Raw genomic sequence first — 22876 nt, forward strand, 5'->3', positions numbered from 1 at the left:
TTAATACCAGCATTATTCGGTACAAAATCTCTTGCACCCTGGTGATTTAAACAGATTATAGGTAGAGCCTGCGCCATTGCTTCCATTAGCTGTGAACCAAAGGTATCTCGCATACTAGTGAATAAAAGAACATCGCTATTCAAATACTTATTCCTTACTTCTTCCCAGGAAACTTGATGTATATGCTCAACCTTGTCTTCTATATTTAATTCTTTAGTCCAACTAGATACATAACAATCTTGAGGTCCACTACCCAAAATAGTCAGTTTGAAAGGTATTGATGGATTAACTTTTGAAAGAGCTTCTAGAGCAAGAAGTAAAGCTTTTCTTGGGTACAAACGACCAACCCAAAGTAAACGTAACTCTTGTGAAAATGCTCTAGTTGGAGGTTCTTCACAAAAATAGTCTTCAGATAAGTGGGTATCTAAAAAAAGTTCAATACGCTGTGCACCAAGCCTATGACCAAGATGTATTGTGTCACTATTGGCAGCTAATAGTAGATTAGTTCGCTTGATTGTTTTACGTAGAGGAAGTGCTAGAGGTAATAGTTTTTCAGTGATAAAAGTACGAATTCCTTCTAAACGCCATTCGTTAAGAAAATACTTTTTGAAGACAGGTGATGCAACTTGTCCACCACCAGCAGGACCGAATATCAGGGGTTTTTGCAGCCGCCAAAGCCATGAACCACAGGGTAAGCTAGCGATAGTTATATGGTGAATAAGATCAAAATTCTGCTCTTTATCTAGTCGTAATGCAACTTTGTAGGCATAATACTGCCATACAAGGTAGTGATAGTTGCTACTATCTCTACCAAAAACATGGTACATTAGACTGTTGAACCAAGTAGGATGTTCAACGTATATAAAGTGCAAATTATGTATTGGGTTGTCAGTTAATGTAGCTTCAATTTTGGCTTTGTTAAAAGAAGCAGTTAGTACCCAAATCTCATAACCTAACTTAGCCAGTTCACTTGAACAGTACCAGCCAAAGCCCTCATCTCTGGTTCTATTGGGCAGACATGCATAAGCAGAAATTAGTATTTTCATCAGTCTGACATTAAACAATTTCTTAGTGAATAATTTCTTGATATAGATTCAAATACTCAGAAGCTACTGTTTGGGGATGAAAATTTAGTTGGGCAAAATTTCTTGCATTTTGTGACCAATATAATAGTTGCTCTGATTGATTGTTAAGCAGTTCTGATAATTTACAAGCAGCTTCTTTGGGGTTTAGTGTAAAAAGGCACCCTAAATTATACAGAGAAAAGGTCTCAGCAATGTTGTGTGTGTTGGAAATAGCGCAAGGCAATCCTATATACATGGCTTCAGCAATAGAAACGCCAAATGCTTCCCAGCGTGATGCTTGAATATAGAGAGTTGCTTCAGATAAGACTTTTAACTTTTCGTCTCCAAAAATTGGATTATGTAAATAAACATTACCAGGAATATTTAACTTAATATTTTCAAGCCATTGTATAGTTTTGATATCTTCATTCCCATACAAATGAAATTCAAATTCTGGTAAAAAACGTGCAATCTCTATTAGAGTATCTATCCCTTTGTGCAAAACATCAAAGCGACCCATATAAACTAGTCGCTTAGCATTAATCTTTTTTTCCCAAGTATATTTATCAAGTTTACTAATTTCAATAGGGTTAGAAATACTGCGGATAATTCCTCGATAGTTGGAAATAAATTTATTAATTGTTTCTGTTTCGGAAGGTGTTACTCCTGTAATTGCAGATGAAGCCGTCAATCTGGGTTTTTCTATGAATAAGCTATAAAGACTTTTTTTAAACCAATCTCGGCGTAAGAATTGAGGTGTTATTGAATGTGGGGTAGAGACATAAGGAATTCCTCGTCTAAGTAAATTAAGAGCTAGTGTAGCTTGTTCCGGTGAAAAGATACCATGCATATGGACAATTTGTGGTGCTTGAGAAAATAGCACAGACTTTAATAACTTTGGTTCATAACTCCACTTTGTTGTTGAAATATGAATCAAATTTAGTCCGCTCTGTTCAGATAAATCTAAAGCATCTTGATTAATTTTTGTAACTATCATAGATACTTTATGTCCCATCAGAACCTGTTCTTTTGCAACTAACCAAACTGTATTATTAAGTCCGTTTACTATTTCTGGAGATGGGAACCCTCCTACATGCCAAATCTTCATTAGTGTCTTGAAATTCAAAGAAATATTTTAATCACGAACTCACGATTTTTTTCGCATTACATTATGCTTCCAGATACCTAGTTTGTACCTCATCAGCGATAGGCTTAAGTTAAATAAATTACACTTTTTGGATGAAATAGTTTCAACAGCTACGGGATTAATATCATGCCAAGAATGATTTACTTGATTAGCAAAATATCCTAAAAAATGTCGATATCTAGAAACAAAGTGAGCTGCAATTGTTTCATCTGTAATACTTTGTTTTGATTGTACAACAACAACTTGTTGGGGATTATATTGTTGGCTACCAATATGATATCCTATAGCACTCCAATAAGTTTGTCCATGCCAAAATATGTCAGATTGACATATGTTTTGGCTTACTAACCATTCAATAAAATCTAGATCATACGCTTTTTTCCGAATAAACATTAATCCTGAATTGACTCTGCTTAAAAGCTTCACACGATAATTTTCTCCATCTATAGCTCTATTTTGTGCGAGTTTAATTTTAGGTAAGGTTAATAGTTTCCACGGAAGAATTGCATAAGCCTCTCGACAATCCATTTGAAAAATAGCTGAAGTTTCTGTATTGGGGAAGTAAAACATCCTCTGAAATGGTCGCAGAAAGAGTATATCGCTGTCGCAGAAGGCAATGTCACCTTGACTAAGTAGAGGGATATCTAAGAGTTTAAGACCACCTACAACATTTGCATTTCTATATTTCAAAGCATTTGGATATAATTGCAACTGTTGCTGCATCAATTCATCCGCTTCATCACGGCGAATTATCTCTGTAGAAGAATGGTTCACATCGCAATTTTGAAATCCACTCTGTAATTTGTCTATATCTTCATCTGTCAAAGAACTATCATCATGGATTACTAAGTGTATAGTTTCTGAGGAGAACTTTAAGAGAGAACCTAAACACAGAATCGCCATATCTACATCACGATGGCATACTAAGCTACGTACGGTTAAAGATTCGTTTATTTGAGACATACATCACTTACCAAAAAGATTTAAATCGATAAATTCCAATAATTAGGAAGTTGCAATTTAGTAGATTACTCAGTTTTAGTGAAGTTATATCCCTGATTTTTTTTGTTCTCATCTAAATAGTATTTCCTTAAAAAGAGATAAATATCGAGATGCCTGAATTTCTAATGTAAATTCCTGTTTAACTTTCTCACGGGCGCGATCGCACATTTTTTGATGCCGCTCTTTATTCTCTAACACCCAGGCTATTCCTTGAGCTAAATCTTCAACTTCAAAAGGTTGAGCTAAATAACCATTTTTTTCGTGTTCAATCATATCCGGCATCCCACCAATGTTAAAGGCGACGCAGGGAGTTCCACACGACATCGCTTCCATAACTGTGTTGGGTAAATTATCTTGAATGGAAGGCGCAACGAAGACATCCACTGCGGCATAAATTTGCGCCAGGGAAATATCATCGCTCAATTTCCCTAAATAATTGGCTTTAAAACCAAAATCTGTATGGTTATCCGGTTGTGAAGCACCCATAACAACTAGCTCTATTTTGTCTTGCCATCCAGATTTACATAAGCTATGTAATGCTTCTTGGAGAAAATGAAATCCTTTGCGAGGAGCGCTAGTTGCGTTGATTGCTCCGAAAAGAATTAGTTTTTTATCTTGGGGTAAATTCAGCAATTCTCGAATTAAATGGCGATCAATAGGTTTGTATTGCTGGGTATCAATTCCATTGGGAATAATTTTAATTTGCTTATCCTTGAACAAAGAACTGGAACTAGCAGATTTTGCCATCCACTTACTTAGGCATACAACAGTCAAGTTAATATTTTTCCAAGCTTTATGTTTTCTCTGCCATATATTGCGTGATAAATCCAAGTTTTTATTGCTGCCAAGTAAAGGGCAAGCGCCACAAGAATCAATATATTTATTACAGTTTTGAGTATAATGACATCCTCCTGTAAATGCCCACATATCATGGAGAGTCCATACAAGTGGTTTATTTAATTTTGCAATTGTTTCAATTTGCAAATGGCTTTTATTAATCCAATGTAAATTAATAATATCGGGATTGAGTTGATTAATTCTTGGAAGAATTTGTTCGGGTGCCCATTGAGTAGAAAACTCTGTTTTTTGACGGTGCTTATAAAAGCGAAGTGGTATACTGTCTAATATATATCCTATGTTGGCAAGGGTTTTTTCTAGATTTGTTTGTGGAGAAATTACTGTTCTATCATCACTAAATTTAGCTTGGACTAACATCTGAGAATCAATGTTAATGTGCTGAAGACCTTGATGTAATCGGTAAGCAGCACGGGCAGCACCTCCGGCAGTATCATAGGTACTTATGTGTATTATTTTCACTAGTTCAAAAAAATAATATAAATTTTCTAAGATAAATTTTCGATAAAGTTTTACATTACGTTTTACATTACTAAGCTGTTTTCTGGCTTCCAAAGTGATTTTTGGCGAGTTATAAAAATCCGGTGAAAGTGAATAGCAGCGTAACAAGAATGTGATACATATAACACCCAAAAGATGTGACGGAAGGCGAAAAAACCTCCATAGGATTCGTAATAACTGGTAATTGCTAAAAATAATGAACTTTGCAGCATCCAAAAAAATTCATTTTGTTTTGTTACACCTAGCAATAAAGTAATTTGAGCCAAAGTGATGGTCAAAGTAATAGCAACTAGTGATAGTCCTAACCATCCTAGCTGCAAAAATATATCCATATAACTACTATGAGCATTACCGCCACCATCGCCTGCACCCCCAATCCAAGGGAATGAAACTGCTACCGCTCTACCTTCATCAAGGTCAGTCCAAAAACCTGCATAGCCATAACCCAGCCAAGGTCTTTGCATACCTCTATCTATTAAGTAATTCCATAATTGCTCACGTCCGTTAAATCCGAGGTCTTTACCTAATAAATCAACTACAATATACTCAAAATTAAGGGTAACAGTCACACCCACAACAACAGCAATAAATAAGGCAGTAATTATTAAGCAAGTCCTCAATTTATATTGTTGTTTAATTATTTGATTCAGAGGCAAAATTGTCAGTAACCCCACAAATATTCCTAAACTTCCTTTTCCTTGAGTTCGGAGTAAGATAAAGAAGGCAACAACAACACCAAGCCATGCCAACCAGCGATGCTTTTTATTACCATATAAAGCATGTGTGAAACAGAAAGTTCCAGCCAATGCCATTGCCGCAGATAACTCATTTTTATGTCGAGTAATTCCTTTCCAAACTTCTCCGTCTGTTCCATATCCAGGCATGAGCAAAGGCACTAGGAGATTTAGAAATATAGATATACCAAATAGCCAAGCGAGCTGTTTCATATACTGTTGGGAAGTATAGCGAGCCGCTAGATAAATACCAAATGCAGTGGAGCATACAAAAGCTCTCGAATAAGCTAGTGTGGCATCTGGAGTTGTTGACCAAAGTGTTGACGCAGGAATAACAATTAATGCTATCAGTATAGGCAGGTTTTTTGTAAGTACCCAAAAATAATGTTTCCAGCACCGAGAGATGAGGATTGGAACAACTACAAAACCAAATAGTGCCCAAGCTTGAGTTAATTGTCCAGAAATATCAAGTCCTAAGTAATATATAAATATGATAAAAGTAAGTGCTATTTCTAAATTGTCTACTGATTGTTTTTTGAATTTCAGGATTTGAATCATATTCCAATAGATTAAAATATTATTTTTTGAGCATTTTCCAGATTAATCTTTGAAATAAGTTAGGATTGAGAGATGAGAACAAAGTATCAAGTGTAATATTGTCTGCTTGCAAATGACGAATCATTATTTCTGGATGCTTTATAGGAAAATCTATGGCTTCCATGGGCATATTGGCAAGTATGCTTTTTTCTCCAGTTATATGGGCAGAATCTGCTCCAAATCCAATATTTGATACTAAGTTAACGTTAGAAATAATCCCCAAACTATGATTAAGCCAGCAGGCAAATTGCCATTGAAAATCCCAAGTTCCGTATTGATTGCCGTCATACATTTTTTGAAATACTTTTGTCCAAATTTTGACTGCTTTGGGATTCCCTAATATATCCATGAGAAAATCTTGCTGATTAATTTGTGACCAATACTTCATGTAAAAATCGTAATTTTTCCAAGCCCTTTTCCATGTTGCCCAACCCCAAATATGGTTGTAGCGAGAGAAGTAGTAGTCGCTATCACAGTTATTGCGTCCAAACTGAACATTTTGACCAGATATTGAGGCAATTCTTTCGTCATGTTTGTATTTTTCTAAGAGTTCTTCACAAAAACGAAAAAAAGTAGGGTGTGGTAAACAGTCATCCTCTAAAATTATTGCTTCTTCTACTTGCTCAAAAACCCAATCTAAACCACTAGAGACACGTTTAGCGCAGCCTAAATTGATATCAGAGTAGTTCTTCAATACTTCGCAGTCCCAATCTACTCGTTCAATAATTACACGAGTCGCTTCACACTTTTCTGCTTCATCAGTTCTGTCTTTACGTGGTCCATCTGCAACTACTAAAAGCTTAGGGGGTTTGACTTGGCGAATAGTTTCAAATACTTTTTCGGTCGTGTCTGGTCGTTTGAAGATTAGAAAGGCGACTGAAGTTTTCATTTTTCAAATTATTATAGTCTCAAAGCCTTGTAAATATTGGTTTGTAAGTTTTAGGACGTGTCTACTGTATCAACTAGTTTTAGCAGATGAAGTACACAAATTGTTATCCAAAACTGATATCTAAAAGCATATAGATTTTAATTTGTACCTCACTCGACTGAAAAACGATATATTATAAGTTAAAATTAATATTTAATTTCATAATTTTTCTTTAAAACTAAGGTATACAGACGATTAAAACCGAAATTCCTAAAAAAACTAAGAACCAGTATCAATTAATTGAAAAATTAGTAGACTAAGCTTGATCTGTGAATATATACAGTCAAAAGCAATGAATTATATTCTTATAAATATTTAGCGCTTACTTACAGACAAGTTTTTTATCATCTTAATTACTTTTTCAAAATTAGGCTCAAATTGATAATATTTAATGAAAGTTTTATATGCATTCAATCTATATTTATCGAAATCATTTGAAATTATTTTAATTGCATTAGGTAAGTCCTCAATTGTCTTAATTAAAACTCCACATTTAGACTGTTCTATGATTTCATATCCTGGATAATCAAAAGCAATTACTGGAAGACCACACTGAAGATATAAAGCTAACTTTTCAGAAGCAAAAACTGTCAGGATGTCATTCTCACATGAGTTAGAATATAGAACTAAGCCAATATGTGCAGAAGCAACAAGGTCCTTTATTTGTTTAGATTTGAGCTTGTCAGTAGAAAATATCACTCTTTTTTTTGTATCTATACTTTGCAGTTTTTTAATATAAGTATCGTCTCCCCACAGATTTGACAATAAGCCATCATGTATTGCAAGAGTCCATTCCTGAGGAAATTTTTGGGAAATTTGAGTTAATTCAATTCCAAATCTACTAGCTTGACCAAATTGCAGTATAATTAGCTGATTTTTGTCAATTTTAAATTTTTCTTGTAAAAATGTTAATTTTTCTGGGAAAGCATCTCCTAATAATGAGACAGGAAGATAGATAATTTTATCTTCTTCTGACTTTATACCATTATCTTTGAATAAAAAATCTGCTCTATCTTCATCTTGTATAATTGTGGCATAACTGCTTTTATGATACTTTTCTTCTGCTTTCTTTAAGCGTTTTATATGTAATGATTTATTGCAATAGGGATGATTATTAGAATGTAGTTCTAGACTATGATATACGTAAGGAACATTTATTTTATTAGCCAATTTGGCAGCCCATACTAGTCCAAGCTTTTCAATTCCTATTAAACATTCATATTGCTTACTTTTTGCAATTTTAAAAACATTTTTGTTTACATAATATGGAATAAAATTGTCATTATTTGAATGATACAAGTAAGGCTCAATAAATTTATTTAATTGCTTGAAAAGTTTTCTCCGCAAGCGATATAATAGTTGTGTCCCAGAATAATTTTCGCCATTATATGGTTCATCGAAAATATAAATATTAATATTTGAACTTTGATAAAGTGTCTCAAAATCATCTATTATATGTGTATCGTATAAAAATAAGTCAATATTAAAACCTGATTTTGCTAAAACAATTGCGGAGTTAAGTGTGTGGCATTGTAATGGCCATTCTGCTTGAAAAATACCCACCCATTTTTGTTTGTCCATTGTCTGTTTAAATATCTATATAAAGTGTGATAATAAGCATTTTTAGACTTCAAATTAACCATCTTTTTGAACAATAAAGCAAACGCCCCAAGTATCCAACCCAGCTTCACGATCTGTCATCCATTCACAGTATTTAATATTTTGCATCTGATTTGCACTTAATAAGTGGTCAATTTCAGGCTTAAACAGATAGCGCATATGGTGATTTTCTTGGATTTCCTCAACAGTATTGCTTCTTTTATCCCTAATGAAAACCTGGTAATTAACATCTACTAAATTTTTATTGGGATGTAATACTGGCTCTGCAATTCTGGTAACAATTATTTCTTCATCTTCCAGACGTTTAACTCGAACAGTGGGTTGTTCAGTCAATACTGCTGGTCCATACCAAACATCAAAGATGAAAATTCCACCAGGCTTCAGATGTTCCTTGACAGTAGCGAAAGCCGCTAACAAGTCTTTATTTGTTGTTTGATAGCTGATTACATGAAATAGGGATAGGATAATATCAAAAGTTTGATTCAGCCTGACTTGACGGATATCTCCTTGAGAAAATTGCAGTCGGGATGTCAAGTCTGGAGGGAGTTGGGAGAGGCGACTGTCAGCCTTTTGCAACATCTCCTGGCTAAAATCTACCCCGTGAATTTGGTATCCTTCCTTCGCTAGGAGAACTGCATGGTTGCCCGTACCGCAACCTAGCTCTAGGATACTATGTGCATTGGGTGCATGGGTTTTAATTAACCGATGGATAAATTGCGCTTCTCCCAAATAGTCTTTATCGCGGTAGAGCAAATCGTAGTAGCGAGCATAGTTACCAAAAACACTCATTTCAGCTTATTAGTAAAGAATTTGATTAATTAGACTTAGTTCAAAATTTTTTATGAGGATGTCACCTTAGCCCAGCCATCTACATACTTAGACCTCTTCTTATCTGCTTTGAGAAAAATAATTTTATGCAGCAAACTCGCTAATTTCTTAGTCAAAATATCATTACTTCCAAACAAGCCTCTTTTACGTAGAATCTGCAATTGACGGTATAAATCAACATTGGTTTTATTAATATCAACATTTTTAGAAAACTGACCGTAATGGATAAAGCAGGGCTGGTAATTGCTATCCAAGCCTGCTAATTCAAATCCATGAATTTCCTTCAATGCTTTTTGAAAGTAGGCTGCATCATCCCAGGCATTGCGTCTCACCCGACCGGGGAGTATTTCTTCATAGTAAGCATGAGATATATTGCACTGAAGTGCCTCGCGTTTATAAATACAAAACCAAGTATGCCAACGTTCATTAAGACAGATTACCTCATCAGAATATGAGTCGTAGTACTCTGGATTAGTTGGAGAATAGTCTGTTGACATAGCAACCAGATTGGAATTATTTTCCAGTTCTGCCAACATGACTGGTATAAATTTTGCATCTAGAATCTCAAAGTCGGCATCTACAGTTGCATGATATGGTGTTTCGATTTTTTTTAATTCTCTATCCCAAATAGTTGCGCCCAATTCAAATTGACCTTCGAGTGTGCGGTCATTAGGCTTTTTGTCGTCGGTCTGCCACTCATTTTCTACTATCTTTACAAATTCAAACTGACGCCAAGCGGGAAAATATTTTTGTTTGAGCGCAGAACTAATCCAATTAGAATACACACGTAGCTTAAATGGGATACCCTTTATTTTGGCATAGCTTCTGACTGCGTAATCAGCAATTAATATGTCGCGGTCAGTGACAATCATAAAGAAAGTAATTTTCACATCATCCATTTCACACCTCCTGCAATTGCTTAAAAGGTAAATCTTATATTACTCTCTAATACTAATGCCGATCAGATTTATATATAAGGCTTGATTGATCCAAGTATTCAGGCAAAAATTTCGTACAAAGTTTTAGAAACCTGCTCCATTTGCTCATTCGACAATGCCATTCCACTGGGGATATAAAAACCACGGCGGGCAATTCTTTCTGCTATAGGGCAAGACACCCCATTAAATAACCCCATTTTTTGAAACACAGGCTGCTCGTGCATACACCAGAAAAAGGGACGAGTACCAATTTTATATTTACCTAAACGTCGCATTGCCTCTTCTCCATCAAAGGGCACTTCATCCTTTAATACCAAGCCATATACCCAATAAATATTCTCGGCATAGTCAGTTTTTGTAACAGGTAATTGCAAACCAGGGATATTTGATAGTAGTTCAGTATATCGCTGCCCCATATAGCGTTTGCGAGTGACAAATTCATCCAGCCGTTCTAACTGGGCAACTCCAAGAGCCGCTTGCAAATTGGTCATGCGGAAGTTCCAACCCAACTCTTCATGAACAAAGCGTTTTTGTGGTTGAAAGCACAGATTACGTAAAGAACGACAACGTTCTGCCAATTTTTCATCGTCTGTAACCAGCATTCCCCCCTCGCCAGTTGTGATGTGTTTATTGGGGTAGAAGCTAAAGGTGCTGATGTCACCAAAACTACCACAGGGAAGACCTTTATAGGTTTGACCATGCATCTCTGCGGCATCTTCAATTATTTTCAACCCATATTTGTCAGCCAAGGCTAACACTGGCTCCATATTTACAGGCAACCCATAGATGTGCACAGCCATGATCGCTTTTGTTCTGGTTGTGATTTTCGCCTCAATCTGGCTGACATCCATATTCCAAGTATGGCGATCGCAATCTACAACTACTGGTACAGCACCAGCACGTACAATAGCAGCAGCACAGGAAATAATCGTGAATGTTGGAAGAATTACCTCATCCCCTTGAGCAATTTCTAGGGCTGCAACAGTTGCATCCAGAGCAACAGAACCGTTGCTAACAGCAATCCCGTATTTACGTCCTACACGGGCTGCAAACTGTTCTTCAAATTGTTTGACAAAGGGTCCTTCGGAAGAAATCCAGCCAGTTTCTATACACTCAAACAAATATTTTTTCTCATTGCCGTCTAGTATTGGCTCGTTTACAGGAATTGGGTTCATGACTGACTATACTCAACTATTTTGGCTTGCTTTGCGGTGATGCCGCTAAATCGGGTTTTGTCTTGCTCACCTACATAAGGACCTTGTTTAACTTCAATCATTTCTATTTCTTCCAAAACTTCAAAGCCATGCCCACCAGTTACTAAAAGAATGACATCACCAGTCTCTAAAGTTCGGCTTTCCAGGTATTCCTGCTGGTTGTTGTAAAAATCTACCCGCAGTTTACCTTTTCTGATGAACAGAACTTCTTGGGTGTATTGCACTTCGCGGAGTACGGGGTTATGAACATGAGGCTGAATAATTTTCCCCGTTGGATGGTGCATGTAAGCCAGTTGTTGGGAAAGTTCATTGGGTGTGAAAAAATGAATCCCTGGCTTATCAAATTTCTGGGAAACGATGAGAGCAAGTAACTGATTGTGATGGGTGATTTGTTCAATCATGATTAATTTTAGTTGAAGTTCTATAAATTATAGTCTCAGTAGTCTTTTTTGATAAGACACTCTAAGAGTTTGATTGAGTTTCAGTCTCTACAAGCCAATCATGTTTCAATACAATCTCTCTCCAAGAACTGTCAATAATTAATCTATAGTCGTATTTGATTCTATTGAGGTAATAAAATGTATATGCATGATTCATACGCCATACAATCTTGCCTTGTATTAAATTAAAAAAAGATTTAATTTCCGAAGAAAACACTCGCACAAAATTAATTAATATTCTTTTGTATAAGTGAGGTTTGGAATAAAGATGTTTTTTATAAGCTGTATAGCTATCACAATTCCCCTGATTAGCTAGCCTTTTATTAAGGTAAGATTGTGTCATCCGTTGCGGAGGAATGATATGATAAATTATACTGGCTCCATTGTATCCAAATTTATAACCAAGCTCTTTTATTTTGATATTTAAACCTGTTTCCCCATCTCCTATCCACTCACCTGCTGTATTTTCCGGATTAAATCCACCACTTTTGAAAAATACATGGCTTAATATTGCTTGATGACAACTATAAACATTGCAATCTTGAGATGAAATAATGAAATCTTCTGGCGGATTATTAAGACTGAGTAATCCGTTATAGCATAATTGCAATATCCATTCAGGTGGATTTACCTCCCATCTAGGCAGTATTCTTCCAGTCACAGATGCAATTTTTGGTTCAAACTGAAAGACTTTGACGATTTCGGTTAAAAGATTTCTGTCTGCAATCATATCGTCATCAGTGAAGTATAGTATCTCTCCATCAGCTATTTTAGCTGCGGAGTTTCTTGCAAAATGCACTCCCTGACGGGATTCCCTAATATATTTAATCCTGTTGGGATATTCTTTAATATAATTACTTACTAATTCTTCAGTTGAGTCTGTGGAGTTATTGTTAGAAATAATAATTTCATACAAACTTTTATCGTAAGACTGGCGCAGAAAACTGTCGATAGTAAGACGCAGTGTTTGCACTCGATTGTAGGTGGGAATTATGATAGATATTTTCATTTTGGGGACAATTTAAATATAAGTTGCTTTCAAGAAAGAAGAAATCCTTCGCTTCAGAAATCGCATAGAATATTTAATATTTTTTGTTAAAAAGTATTGTAAATGTGCCCTCTTTTCCACTGTGTTTATTCGTATCTGCTGAGACAAAGGTAATTGTTTACGGTATTGCTTTAATATCTGAAAAAACCTATACCCACATTGACCACTTTGTAAATCATTAAAAGTCTTTGTACCTTTGATTAAGCGAAAATTACCCCAAATTTCGTCTACATAGTTAACTGTCGCTACTTGAACAGCGCGCAAGATAAAATCTATATCCATTGCATAGTGTTCATCCACTTTATAAAGTCCTATTGTTTGATGCAATGAAGTATGGTAGAAATATGCAGATGGATTATAGGGGAAAGTACTTATATGCTCAATTCCTGTAAGTAGAGCTAAAAAATTTAAATTATTTGGTTTGTTAATTTGAACAATATTATCCTGATCATTCAAAACATTACAGTTCCCAACTAGCAAGGTTGGTTCTGGAAGAGAGGGAAATATTTTTAATATCCTATTAAGTACATTTGGTTGATAAAAATCATCCACATTGAGAATTCCTAGAATTTCTCCCTTAGCCATTGCAATTCCCTTATTCATGGCATCTGACTGACCTTTGTCTTTTTCAGATATCCATCGAATATGGGAATACTTTTCTGCATACTGTTTGACGATTTCCACAGTTCGGTCTGTTGAACCACCATCTATGATTATGTGTTCAATATTGAGACAGTTTTGGTCAATGACAACTTGGATGCAAGATCCAATAAACCGTTCAGCGTTATAAACTGGAGTAATAATACTAATCATTAGCTTTATTTACCACATTCCAGGAGTATTTCATTAAGGTGTATTTTTCATAATATATTTTTACAGCAATGTAGATGTATATTATAAATATAAAAAATCTTGTTATTGAGACTCTAAAATCTTTTGTCTAGCTAAAGCTTCTCCTCTTATAATGGCTTGATAAAATCGGCGTTCTATCGGATTCATCTTACAAAGTCGGTAATATCTAAATAATTGATCTTTCCATCTAATAGTGACTATAGTCGGTAATAGTCCTCGAAATGAATCTAATATTTTATGGGAATAAATGATTCCTTCAACTAGTTTAACTAAATATTCTTCTTCTAAACGGCTAGCTGGTATTAGATGGGTCATCTTCAAATCTTTAAACTGTCCAGTACCTAAACCAACATCGCACGCGGTAAATGCTAAATCTGTATCCTCACAGGAGAATAATATCTGAGCTTGAGTATCAAGACCCTGGCGACCTAAGTGCAAGCGCCTAGAATCATTTTTTACCAAATTAGAATACTTGTCTGCCACCATTTTTCTCACGCACATTCCAGCACCACAGGGAGTTGTGTCATGCTGATGCAATAGACTTGACCATTTATCTTGATCAAACTCACGAATACCCAAATATTCCCAATAAGGTTGTGTCCAGTCAGGAGGCGGTACTTCAAATTCACCCTTAATTTGTCCACCCCAAGCACCAATGAAAGGATAATCTTTACTAATGCGTAAAGCAACTTCAAGATAGTCTGAATCTAGAACGTTATCATCATCAACGAATACTAAAGTGTCTGCTGCCGCTTCTTTAATACCTCGTAAACGTGCAGGAGTTAAACCTAATGTTTCTTCTCTAATATGGCGAGATTGAGGATGCCAGCCTAAATCTATTTCGGAAGACAAAACTTGCTTGCTGGCGTTGTCTACCAATATAATTTCCCACTTCTCTAATAGCAATGTCTGAGCTTGCAAAGCACTTAAAACTTTATCAAGATAATTACGTCGAGGATTGTGAGTACAAATAATTACACTAATGGCTGGCTTCATAAAAACTGTGTTTATTAAGCTAGGTTGAAATCATCACAGACTAGAATAGATCAGTTACTCTATGTGCTAATAGCCGAATTTATTCACGATAAATATTTTGTTAAATAATTATTTAACATTGACAAAATTATCGACCTTCAATCAGTTCAAAAACTCGTTTATATACACTATATCCTAAGTCTATTTGTCGCTTTGCAGCATCTAATAGATGTGGCCTTAATTGTTCCGCAGATTGCCAAGCATTATGAATACTATCTATTAATTTTTCTTTTAATTGCTGCTCATCCAAAAGAAAAACTTCACAACCAAAACCAAACTGATCTGCTAATCCGAAAAATTTATCTTTATAGTATTGAGACTTAGCTAAGGCTATAACAGGTATCCCTTGAGATAAAGCAAAAACCCCACCATGATAGCTTCCTGTTACTACCACACGGCAACGTCCTACTTGTTTAATAACCTTAAATGGAGTATCAAGACTTTTACCTCCATCTGAGGAATTATCATAGCCTTTTAAAAGTTGTTGAATTGTTACACTATCTGGATCTACATGTTCCTCATAAAATGTATGATCAATGGGAATCGGTATCAATGGAGAATCTTGTTTTCTGGCAACATCCTGTAAAGCCGAGCGAACTGTTTCAACAAGAGTTGAATCAATATTTGAATATTGCGCTACTCTAAGATTCACCCCTATTGCGTTGCCAAGTTCTGGATTACGATTTTTGTAAGCTAATTCAATGGCATCATCACCTGTTGTAATGATGCTATCCTGTGAAACACCAATGGAGTTAAGTAGTGGTAATCCAAATCGTCTCTCTCGAAGAGCAATTAAATTTACTGAAGGAAGAATAGCTTTAGCCTTAGTAAATAACTCCTGGTTCTGAAGTGGTCCTAAACCTTGCCCAAGCATAACTGTTGGTTTAGCAAATATGTTTGCTAAACCTAAGGTATCCATAACTGACGTTGCATGTTCTTGAAACGTATCAGTGATGTATCCACCTCCAGTAGCAACTACTAAGTCAGCATTACAAATTGCCTCAATAAAATCCCCAAAATTCTTAGTCTGTTCATAGTTATTTCTCAATTTAAATTTAATCAGTGATCGCACGAATGATGGCGAGTTTTTACGTAAACTCCATTCTATGTTTGCCCATTGCTGAACCATCTGACGACTTGGCAGTCTATATATACGTTGAACTAAAGGGGAAACCCATATTTGACGGCCATCTGGCAACAAAGGCTGCGTTTTTGGAAAACACTCACTTAGCTTTTCTGGAGCAGTAGTAATAATTTTAATAGAAGCATGAGTCCAGATGCTTCTTAATCTTGCCACTGCTACTTGAAGCATGGCTACATCACCCATATTGCCTAAGTGATATGCGCTATTGTCAATGATAATTTTCATATTACTATTTTATTACGATATGTAATCGGAACTTTTGGATGAACTGGTAGTTTAGTTATCCTTCTTATTTGGGAAATATTCGTTAACTTCTATTAAAAGTTAATTAGCTTTTAAGTGTTTTCCAAGTTTTAGTCTGATAATAACATCCTCGGCTAATGCTTTCTTTTGCATACACTTTAAATTTAAAAAATTCAACAGAATCGAGATGAAATAAAGCATCTCTTTTAGCATAAATATCCATAGTATATGTTCCACCTCTTAAACCAAGATATGGCATTTGTATTTGTATTTCATGTTCTCCTTCTGTGAAAGACAATGATTGATTGTCACTATAACTATTCATGAGTAGAATAGTTTCTCCTCCTTCTGCCAAACCTTTGATATCTAATGTCAATCCAACATTATCAATTGTCTTGCAAGTGTTACATGCAATACAAAGAGATATTGACTCACCACTGTGAGGAAATTCAATTACTTCTCCCTGAGAATTTCTAAAGAAAATAGCAGTAATTTCAAAATCAGAATTAATCCGAGGTTTTATGAGTGAAAAATTTGAACTTAAAGCTGTTGTTTCTCCATCGAAAAATGAATCTTCCTCATACTGCATCATGACTAAAGGTGTTTCACCAAATCCGAGCACCTGACCATGTTTTAAAAATATGGCAGATTCGCAAATTGTTAAAATTACGTGTGAGTTATGGCTAACTAATATGAATGCTGTATTCTTCTGACGTAGTTCATGAAGTTTACGAAAACACTTAGCTTGGAAACGACTGTCTCCCACAGCCAGCACTTCATCAATTAATAAAATCTCTGGGTTGGTATGAATCGCACTAGCAAATCCTAACCTCGCCGCCATGCCAGAACTATAACTCTGTACTGGCGCATCAATTGCATCGCCAATTTCTGCAAACTCTACAACTTCATCAAATCGCTCATCAATTTCCTTCTTCGACAAACCCAAAATTGACATATTTGCATAAATATTCTCTCGCCCTGTCAATATGGGATTAAATCCTGCTCCCAATGCAATTAAAGGTGCTACTCGACCATTAACTTCTACAGAACCAGCATCTGGTCTAATCAAACCAGCAATAATCCGCAGCAGGGTAGATTTTCCACTACCATTTTTCCCAACTAATCCTATTGCTTCTCCTCGCCGCAATTCAAAACTGACATTATCCAGTGCCCAAAATTCTTTTTTTCGCAGCTTGTCGCTCTTTTCCCGCAGGCCTAATAACTCAGAGGAAATATCTTGAACACCATACATCAAAGACCGCTTTAAATCCCGACAAAATTTCTTAGAAACTCCACTAACTGATAGGACAATATCACTTTCGTTCTCTTGCGGCTTTGTTGCTATTTCTTGTTCATTGATAATTGTCATAATTATGAACTAATCCTCTCAATTACAAAGGGCATTGCCAGACGATAGAAAATCCAAGCTAACAACAATCCTAAAATTGCCGCTATACTAGCTATCCAAAATCCTTGTGGGTCTGATATAACACCTGTTGTTGCTAATTCTCGTGTCGTTACTAACAAAGGAGTCACAGGATTGAGCTTCACAATACTGCCAAATACGCCATTACTAGGAATGGGATAAACTACTGGTGTGAGAAACAACCAAAACCCAGTAATCAAGGTTAATCCTTTGCTGACATCTTGGTACAAAGCACCCATCGGTGCTAGCATTAAGCCAATAAATGTCCCTAGTAATACTAAATGTATTAATGCTACTGGCGCTAAAATTAGGCTCCAAGTGACTGGGATTTTAAACCAGAGAAATAAGCCCACAATTAAGATGAGCTTGATGCCAAAGTTAAAAAATACTTCCCCTAATTTGGCAACAATCAATGCTTCACGGGGGAAATTAATTCGAGCTATCATTGCCTTAGCTGATGTTACTGCTTGTATTGGCCCATTTAGAGCTTCAATAAAGGTTTGCCACAGTGACATGCTGAACATCACATAGGCTGCATAGGGCAACTCTGTATTTCCAATGTTGATAACACCGTTACTTTTAGCCAGGGTAAAACTAGCTGCTGTAATTATTGGTGGCAGAAATGCCCAGAGAATTCCTAGCAATGATTGACGGTATTGAGCGCTGATATCACGCACTAACAAGCGCCAAGCTAATTCCCGTGAGGCGAGTAAGTCCCGCCCCATTTCTCGAAATAATTGTAGCGGATGTCTAATTCGACTTTCAGGTCGGTATACAACTCTGTTTTTTTTCAACATTACTATACAAAATTATACAGATTCATCATCTAATTGACGTAATTGACGAATAACGTGTGTGCCATACAAAGTGATACAAATTACTGTTTGTGCTTGTTCGGTTAAAAAACTCAAGAAAACGGGTTTTTCCCTCACCAAAAATCATTAATTAGCATGAGAAATCCTAGAAACCTGCTTTCTCCCATCACGCAAAAGCTATACATAAGCTGACGTGCAGCTAAAATTGTACAAATGAAAAACATCAATTTATTGTAGTGCGGGCATCTTGCCCGCGTCTAATATAGAAATTAAATGCGGCACAGCTTAACTGGGTTGATTCAGGTATTTGTTAACAAGAGAAACCCGGTTTCTATTGGTAATGCCTTGAAAATACTTGTGTTGATTTAGAGAGAAACCGGGTTTCTTAAAACTCAAGAAAACGGCTTTCTCCCTCACAAAAAATCATTAATTAGCATGAGAAATCCTAGAAACCTGTTTTCTCCCACCACGCAAAAAGCATACATACCTGGGTTTGTTCAGCCCTTTGCGAAAAAGAGAAACCCCGTTTCTTAGTTCTAAGCTCAATGCTCAAAACAATTACTGAACTAGGACTGAGCGTAGTCGAAACCCGGCATTTGGTTTGCTGCAACGTGAATTCGACGAATAAAAAATGACCCCTCTCCCAACCTCTCCCCCACAGGGAGAGAGGCTTACAATACCAAATTTCCTTTATTTTCTTATCCCTCCCTTCATAGGGGAGGGACGGTTTTTGCACAGCAAAAACCAGGGAGAGGTTCCGTCGAACTCATGTTGATTTAGAGAGAAACCGGGTTTCTTGAGAATTATCGAACTTTTTCAGATACATTTGTCGTCGAAACAGAACTTCGAGATAAATTACTTGCTTCATAGGAATCCCGATTGTAGTAGAAGTAACTATCAGGTTCTCGCTTCACATTCACCCCATTAATCACCATTCCCAAAACATTTTGCCCTGACTGAACCAAGAATTCCTTGGCAGCATTGGCACTAGCGGAATCAATCACACCGGGACGTACTACCAACAAAATCCCATCTGCCAACTTACCCAAAACCGCCGCATCCGCAGTTCCCGCAAGCGCAGGCGTGTCAAATATTACGTAATCGTAGGCATTAGCAAAAATATTCACCAAAGCCGCCATCCTCTGGGAATCCAACAACGCCACCGAATTTGGAGGTATTACACCCGATGACAGCAAATGTAGATTATCCGCAACCTGTTGTACTACTAAATCAAACTCAACTTGATCGACAATTAAATTACTCAAACCCCTAGCATTATTCACACCCCAAACGTGATGCTGAATTGGCTGACGCATATTTGCATCCACAAGTAATACTCGCTGCCCAACTTGAGCAATACTTGCAGCCAAATTTGCTGCCACCTCTGATTTACCCTCATGCTTAACAGAACTGGTGACAACAATCGATTTGATTTGCTTATCAGAACTGAGAAACTTCAAATTTGCTTGCAGCATTTGGTAAGCGTCACCGAGAGGAAACTGTCCAATATCTCTACCAATCACTCTCGGAATCTCTGTTCCATCATCATCTGGTGACTTTTTCTTATCGGCAACAACCAAATTGGGAATCACACCCAACAAAGTGTACTGAAATAACTCCCTTGCTTCCCGTACAGTTTTCACCGCCCGGTCAATCATATCAAGCCCAAATGCCAAAATAATTCCGAGTAAAGTACCAACAGCTATACCCCCGGCAATTATAAGTTTTTGACGCGATTCTACAGGTGAATCAGGCGGAGTTGCATAGGAGACGACACGTATATTCCCAACATTTTGATTCTCTGCAATGCGGACTTCTTGTAAACGTGTGAGCAAATTCTCGTAAGTCGTTTGGGCTGCTTTGAGGGTGCGTTCGAGTTCGCGCTGACGTTGCTCTAGTTTTGGTAAGATATTTGCTCTTTCTTTATATACTTGACGAGCTTGTGCTAATTTCTCTATCCGTTCAGCTAATCCATTTCGTTCAGCTTGGGCACGTACAGCATCGGAAATCAAAGTTCGTCGCAATTCATCAACCTGAAGATTTTTGGGACTGATTTGCGAGTTGCCACTAATTTGCTGCACTCGCTGCTGCAAAACACTATTAAGGGCAGTTACTTTTTCCTTTAAATTAATGACACTGGGGTGTTCGGCAGAAAATCGACTTTCTTCGACAGCCAGTTTGCTTTGTGCCTCTTGAAATTCCTTTAAAACCTCTTGTACCCCAGGAGTATCACTTAGAGAAGCCGAGGTTACAGCTTGACGCGAATCAATATTGACTTCCTGTAACAAATCTTGGGAACGTCTACCCACATCAGCTAACTGCGCCTGTGCGGTGGTAATCTCTTGCTCTAATTTGGCAATGTTCCCAACTGTGGCACTGGTTTCTTCCTGAAGGAAAATAGTTTTATTGCTCTCTTTAAATCTACGCAGTTCCGATTCCGCCAGTCTGACGGCACGTTCAGAGCGGGGTAACTGTTGAGCAATAAACTTACCCGCAGCCTCTGCTTCAGCGCGGTTCGACTGCATATTTGATTTAATATAGGTATCAATCACCTTATTAACTGCTTTTGCAGCTAACTCTGGGTCTCGATCTTGATAGGATACCTGTAAAATATCTGTTCCTTTCGCCCCTTCAACCTTGAGCTTACCCAAGAAATCCTTCGCTTTAATCAGCTTACCATCCTCATCCCGCAAATTGAGCGATCGCACTGTCTCCTCAATCACTGGAGTTGATGCAACTATCCGAGCTTGGGTATCGGATGGATTACTATTTGTAGCGATCGATTCAATCCGTCCCATTGATTCACCTACTCCCGTCAGGGAAGCAGTGTGACTCATGCGAATCAGTAAACTACCTTCGGCTTTATAGCTTGGTTTTAACGTCATGGTATTCGCTGTTGCGGCTGTGACGACACCAGCAAAAACCCCTACAGCAGGAACCCAGCGACGTTGCAATACAAGCCAGTATTTATGAAAGTCTATTTCTTCAATGTGTTGTTCTTTTGATTCCATAGTCTTCTATAGCTTCCGGAGTGATTGTTTGTTGAATCGATGCACTTCAAATTTAGAGGTTCGCCAACCCGTCAATTATGGGTTGAGATTGACGCGGAGAAGGGGAGACGCGGAGATTTTTGTCCCTGCTAAGTTACTTTGGTGAACTAGTAGTTAATTAGAAATCGTGTAAAAATAAGTTGAAAAATTTAATATTTGTAGTGCGGGCATCTTGCCTGCCTGAGCAAGATGTTTGTCTTTCGGGCACGCTACTTACTTATTTTTACTTGATGCCTTATGTAAAGTCTAATCACCTAAAGTCTTTACTGGTGTGATAACCAAGCTTCTTCACCTGTCGTTGAGTAAATTCGCTGACACTAGGATTGTGATCAGGATAAATTACACCCGTAACTTGTTGCCATATTTCTGGAGGTACAGACGACACTTCATAAATATGATTGCGCTTACGAATGCGATACCATGTTTTTTGATGACATTCCTGACACCAAAATGCTTCTAGCCACTCGTCTGATAACGGTATAGCTTGTTGCTGGGCTAAAAGCATTCGGGCATTGCGCGAACTAACCCCCCTGGCTTGCAATTGTCCGGGAGTATCAGCATATAGATAAAATTTTTGACTAACACTATCGAGATAACACCCATGAATGGGACAATATATTTTGCGCCGTTGCGATCGCTTCCGATTTCGGTTACACCTTCTCTGCAATTCGTCCTCCTTGTCTTGTTGTACAGACATAATGAAGGTTACGTTGGGAGGGACTGAGATCAAAAATGACCATCAAAAGCCCTGCTCCCTAAACATCCAACTTTATTTGTGATTTATTTTTCGAGAATTTCAGTCAATCAAACAACAGACGGTGACGAAATGCAGTGGTAATAATAATTAAAAAAATTTCTAGTTAGCAGTTAGTGACTAACCTTTCACCTATTATAAAAGTTATTAATTTTTTTGGGGTAACTTTGAACCTTGGGAAGATAATATTCAGGATTTTCCCAGACCCTATTATCTAACTTCATATCGAAAATAAAAATTTCCGGAAATAAATTTAAACGCATTAGTTGCAGAATATTTGGAGCGAAACAACAGAGACAAAGTAAAAATATTGCAGTCAACATAACCTTCTCCTGGTACTATTAACTACTTTTTCTCGATATCGCGTAGATGACCCCATTTGAGTTAAAAACCTTCAATAAGCTTACGTTTACAGCTTCTTTGTCTGGATTTACTTAAGGTTTAGCTTGATTTTCCCTAGCTCACCTGTAAAGATTATCACCAATTAGTAATTTTGTCACTAAGAAAATTGTCACCACAATTTAGATTTACTGAAAGAATAATGTAACTAATGATTGAAAAAGCTAATTTTCAGATAAAAATCCTAATTTAGTCATTAAATTACTTGACAATTGGTGATAAATTCGCAGAACCCAACATTG

Annotated in this window: 20 protein-coding genes; all 20 read right to left on the reverse strand. The window is 36.8% G+C overall.

The genetic code is table 11. The annotated features are described in order from the left end of the window. On the reverse strand, positions 1-1046 hold a 1046-nt coding region (locus VB733_RS23030; RefSeq protein WP_323342386.1), incomplete at its 3' end, for a glycosyltransferase. Positions 1047-1068: 22 nt separating this feature from the next. Then, complete coding sequence (locus VB733_RS23035) at positions 1069-2172, reverse strand: glycosyltransferase family 4 protein (RefSeq protein WP_323342387.1); 1104 nt, start codon at positions 2170-2172, stop codon at positions 1069-1071. A 39-nt stretch (positions 2173-2211) separates the two neighbouring features. Then, positions 2212-3174: a hypothetical protein gene (locus tag VB733_RS23040; protein ID WP_323342388.1), complete on the reverse strand. Its 963-nt coding sequence runs from the start codon at positions 3172-3174 to the stop codon at positions 2212-2214. A 108-nt stretch (positions 3175-3282) separates the two neighbouring features. Next, positions 3283-4530 (reverse strand): glycosyltransferase family 4 protein, encoded by a 1248-nt coding sequence (locus tag VB733_RS23045; RefSeq protein ID WP_323342389.1) that lies wholly within the window; start codon positions 4528-4530, stop codon positions 3283-3285. Between the two features lie 62 nt (positions 4531-4592). Then, positions 4593-5861, reverse strand: a complete 1269-nt coding sequence (locus VB733_RS23050; RefSeq protein WP_323342390.1) for an O-antigen ligase family protein — start codon at positions 5859-5861, stop codon at positions 4593-4595. A gap of 19 nt (positions 5862-5880) precedes the next feature. Continuing rightward, positions 5881-6789 carry a glycosyltransferase family 2 protein gene (locus tag VB733_RS23055; RefSeq protein ID WP_323342391.1) on the reverse strand — a complete coding sequence of 303 codons (909 nt, stop codon included), beginning with the start codon at positions 6787-6789 and terminating at the stop codon, positions 5881-5883. A gap of 354 nt (positions 6790-7143) precedes the next feature. Then, a complete protein-coding gene (locus VB733_RS23060; protein WP_323342392.1) occupies positions 7144-8409 on the reverse strand; it encodes a hypothetical protein in 1266 nt (421 codons plus the stop codon). A 54-nt stretch (positions 8410-8463) separates the two neighbouring features. Then, positions 8464-9237 (reverse strand): class I SAM-dependent methyltransferase, encoded by a 774-nt coding sequence (locus VB733_RS23065; RefSeq protein WP_323342393.1) that lies wholly within the window; start codon positions 9235-9237, stop codon positions 8464-8466. Between the two features lie 50 nt (positions 9238-9287). Then, positions 9288-10175: a hypothetical protein gene (locus VB733_RS23070; protein ID WP_323342394.1), complete on the reverse strand. Its 888-nt coding sequence runs from the start codon at positions 10173-10175 to the stop codon at positions 9288-9290. Between the two features lie 98 nt (positions 10176-10273). After that, on the reverse strand, positions 10274-11389 hold the full coding sequence (locus tag VB733_RS23075) for a DegT/DnrJ/EryC1/StrS family aminotransferase (RefSeq protein WP_323342395.1): 1116 nt from the start codon (positions 11387-11389) through the stop codon (positions 10274-10276). Then, entirely contained in the window at positions 11386-11829 is a 444-nt protein-coding gene (locus VB733_RS23080; protein WP_323342396.1) for a hypothetical protein, read from the reverse strand. The genes VB733_RS23075 and VB733_RS23080 overlap by 4 nt, the downstream gene beginning before the upstream one ends. Before the next feature lie 61 nt (positions 11830-11890). Continuing rightward, positions 11891-12877: a glycosyltransferase family 2 protein gene (locus VB733_RS23085; RefSeq protein ID WP_323342397.1), complete on the reverse strand. Its 987-nt coding sequence runs from the start codon at positions 12875-12877 to the stop codon at positions 11891-11893. A 12-nt stretch (positions 12878-12889) separates the two neighbouring features. Next, on the reverse strand, positions 12890-13729 hold the full coding sequence (locus VB733_RS23090; protein ID WP_323342398.1) for a glycosyltransferase family 2 protein: 840 nt from the start codon (positions 13727-13729) through the stop codon (positions 12890-12892). Positions 13730-13831: 102 nt separating this feature from the next. Further along, positions 13832-14764 carry a glycosyltransferase gene (locus VB733_RS23095; RefSeq protein WP_323342399.1) on the reverse strand — a complete coding sequence of 311 codons (933 nt, stop codon included), beginning with the start codon at positions 14762-14764 and terminating at the stop codon, positions 13832-13834. 127 nt (positions 14765-14891) lie between these two features. Then, the gene (locus tag VB733_RS23100) at positions 14892-16172 is read right to left on the reverse strand and encodes a polysaccharide pyruvyl transferase family protein (protein ID WP_323342400.1); all 1281 of its coding nucleotides are present in this window, start codon (positions 16170-16172) and stop codon (positions 14892-14894) included. A gap of 103 nt (positions 16173-16275) precedes the next feature. Then, entirely contained in the window at positions 16276-17559 is a 1284-nt protein-coding gene (locus VB733_RS23105; protein ID WP_323342401.1) for an ABC transporter ATP-binding protein, read from the reverse strand. A gap of 2 nt (positions 17560-17561) precedes the next feature. Then, positions 17562-18413, reverse strand: coding sequence for an ABC transporter permease (locus tag VB733_RS23110; RefSeq protein ID WP_323342402.1), 852 nt, complete (start codon positions 18411-18413; stop codon positions 17562-17564). A 12-nt stretch (positions 18414-18425) separates the two neighbouring features. Continuing rightward, the gene (locus VB733_RS23115; protein WP_323342403.1) at positions 18426-18548 is read right to left on the reverse strand and encodes a hypothetical protein; all 123 of its coding nucleotides are present in this window, start codon (positions 18546-18548) and stop codon (positions 18426-18428) included. A 686-nt stretch (positions 18549-19234) separates the two neighbouring features. Further along, a complete protein-coding gene (locus tag VB733_RS23120) occupies positions 19235-21442 on the reverse strand; it encodes a polysaccharide biosynthesis tyrosine autokinase (protein WP_323342404.1) in 2208 nt (735 codons plus the stop codon). Between the two features lie 289 nt (positions 21443-21731). Continuing rightward, entirely contained in the window at positions 21732-22148 is a 417-nt protein-coding gene (locus tag VB733_RS23125) for a hypothetical protein (RefSeq protein WP_323342413.1), read from the reverse strand. Positions 22149-22876: the final 728 nt, after the last annotated feature.

It is taken from the genome of Calothrix sp. UHCC 0171 (genome assembly GCF_034931845.1).
In the GTDB taxonomy this organism is placed as follows: Bacteria; Cyanobacteriota; Cyanobacteriia; order Cyanobacteriales; family Nostocaceae; genus Brunnivagina.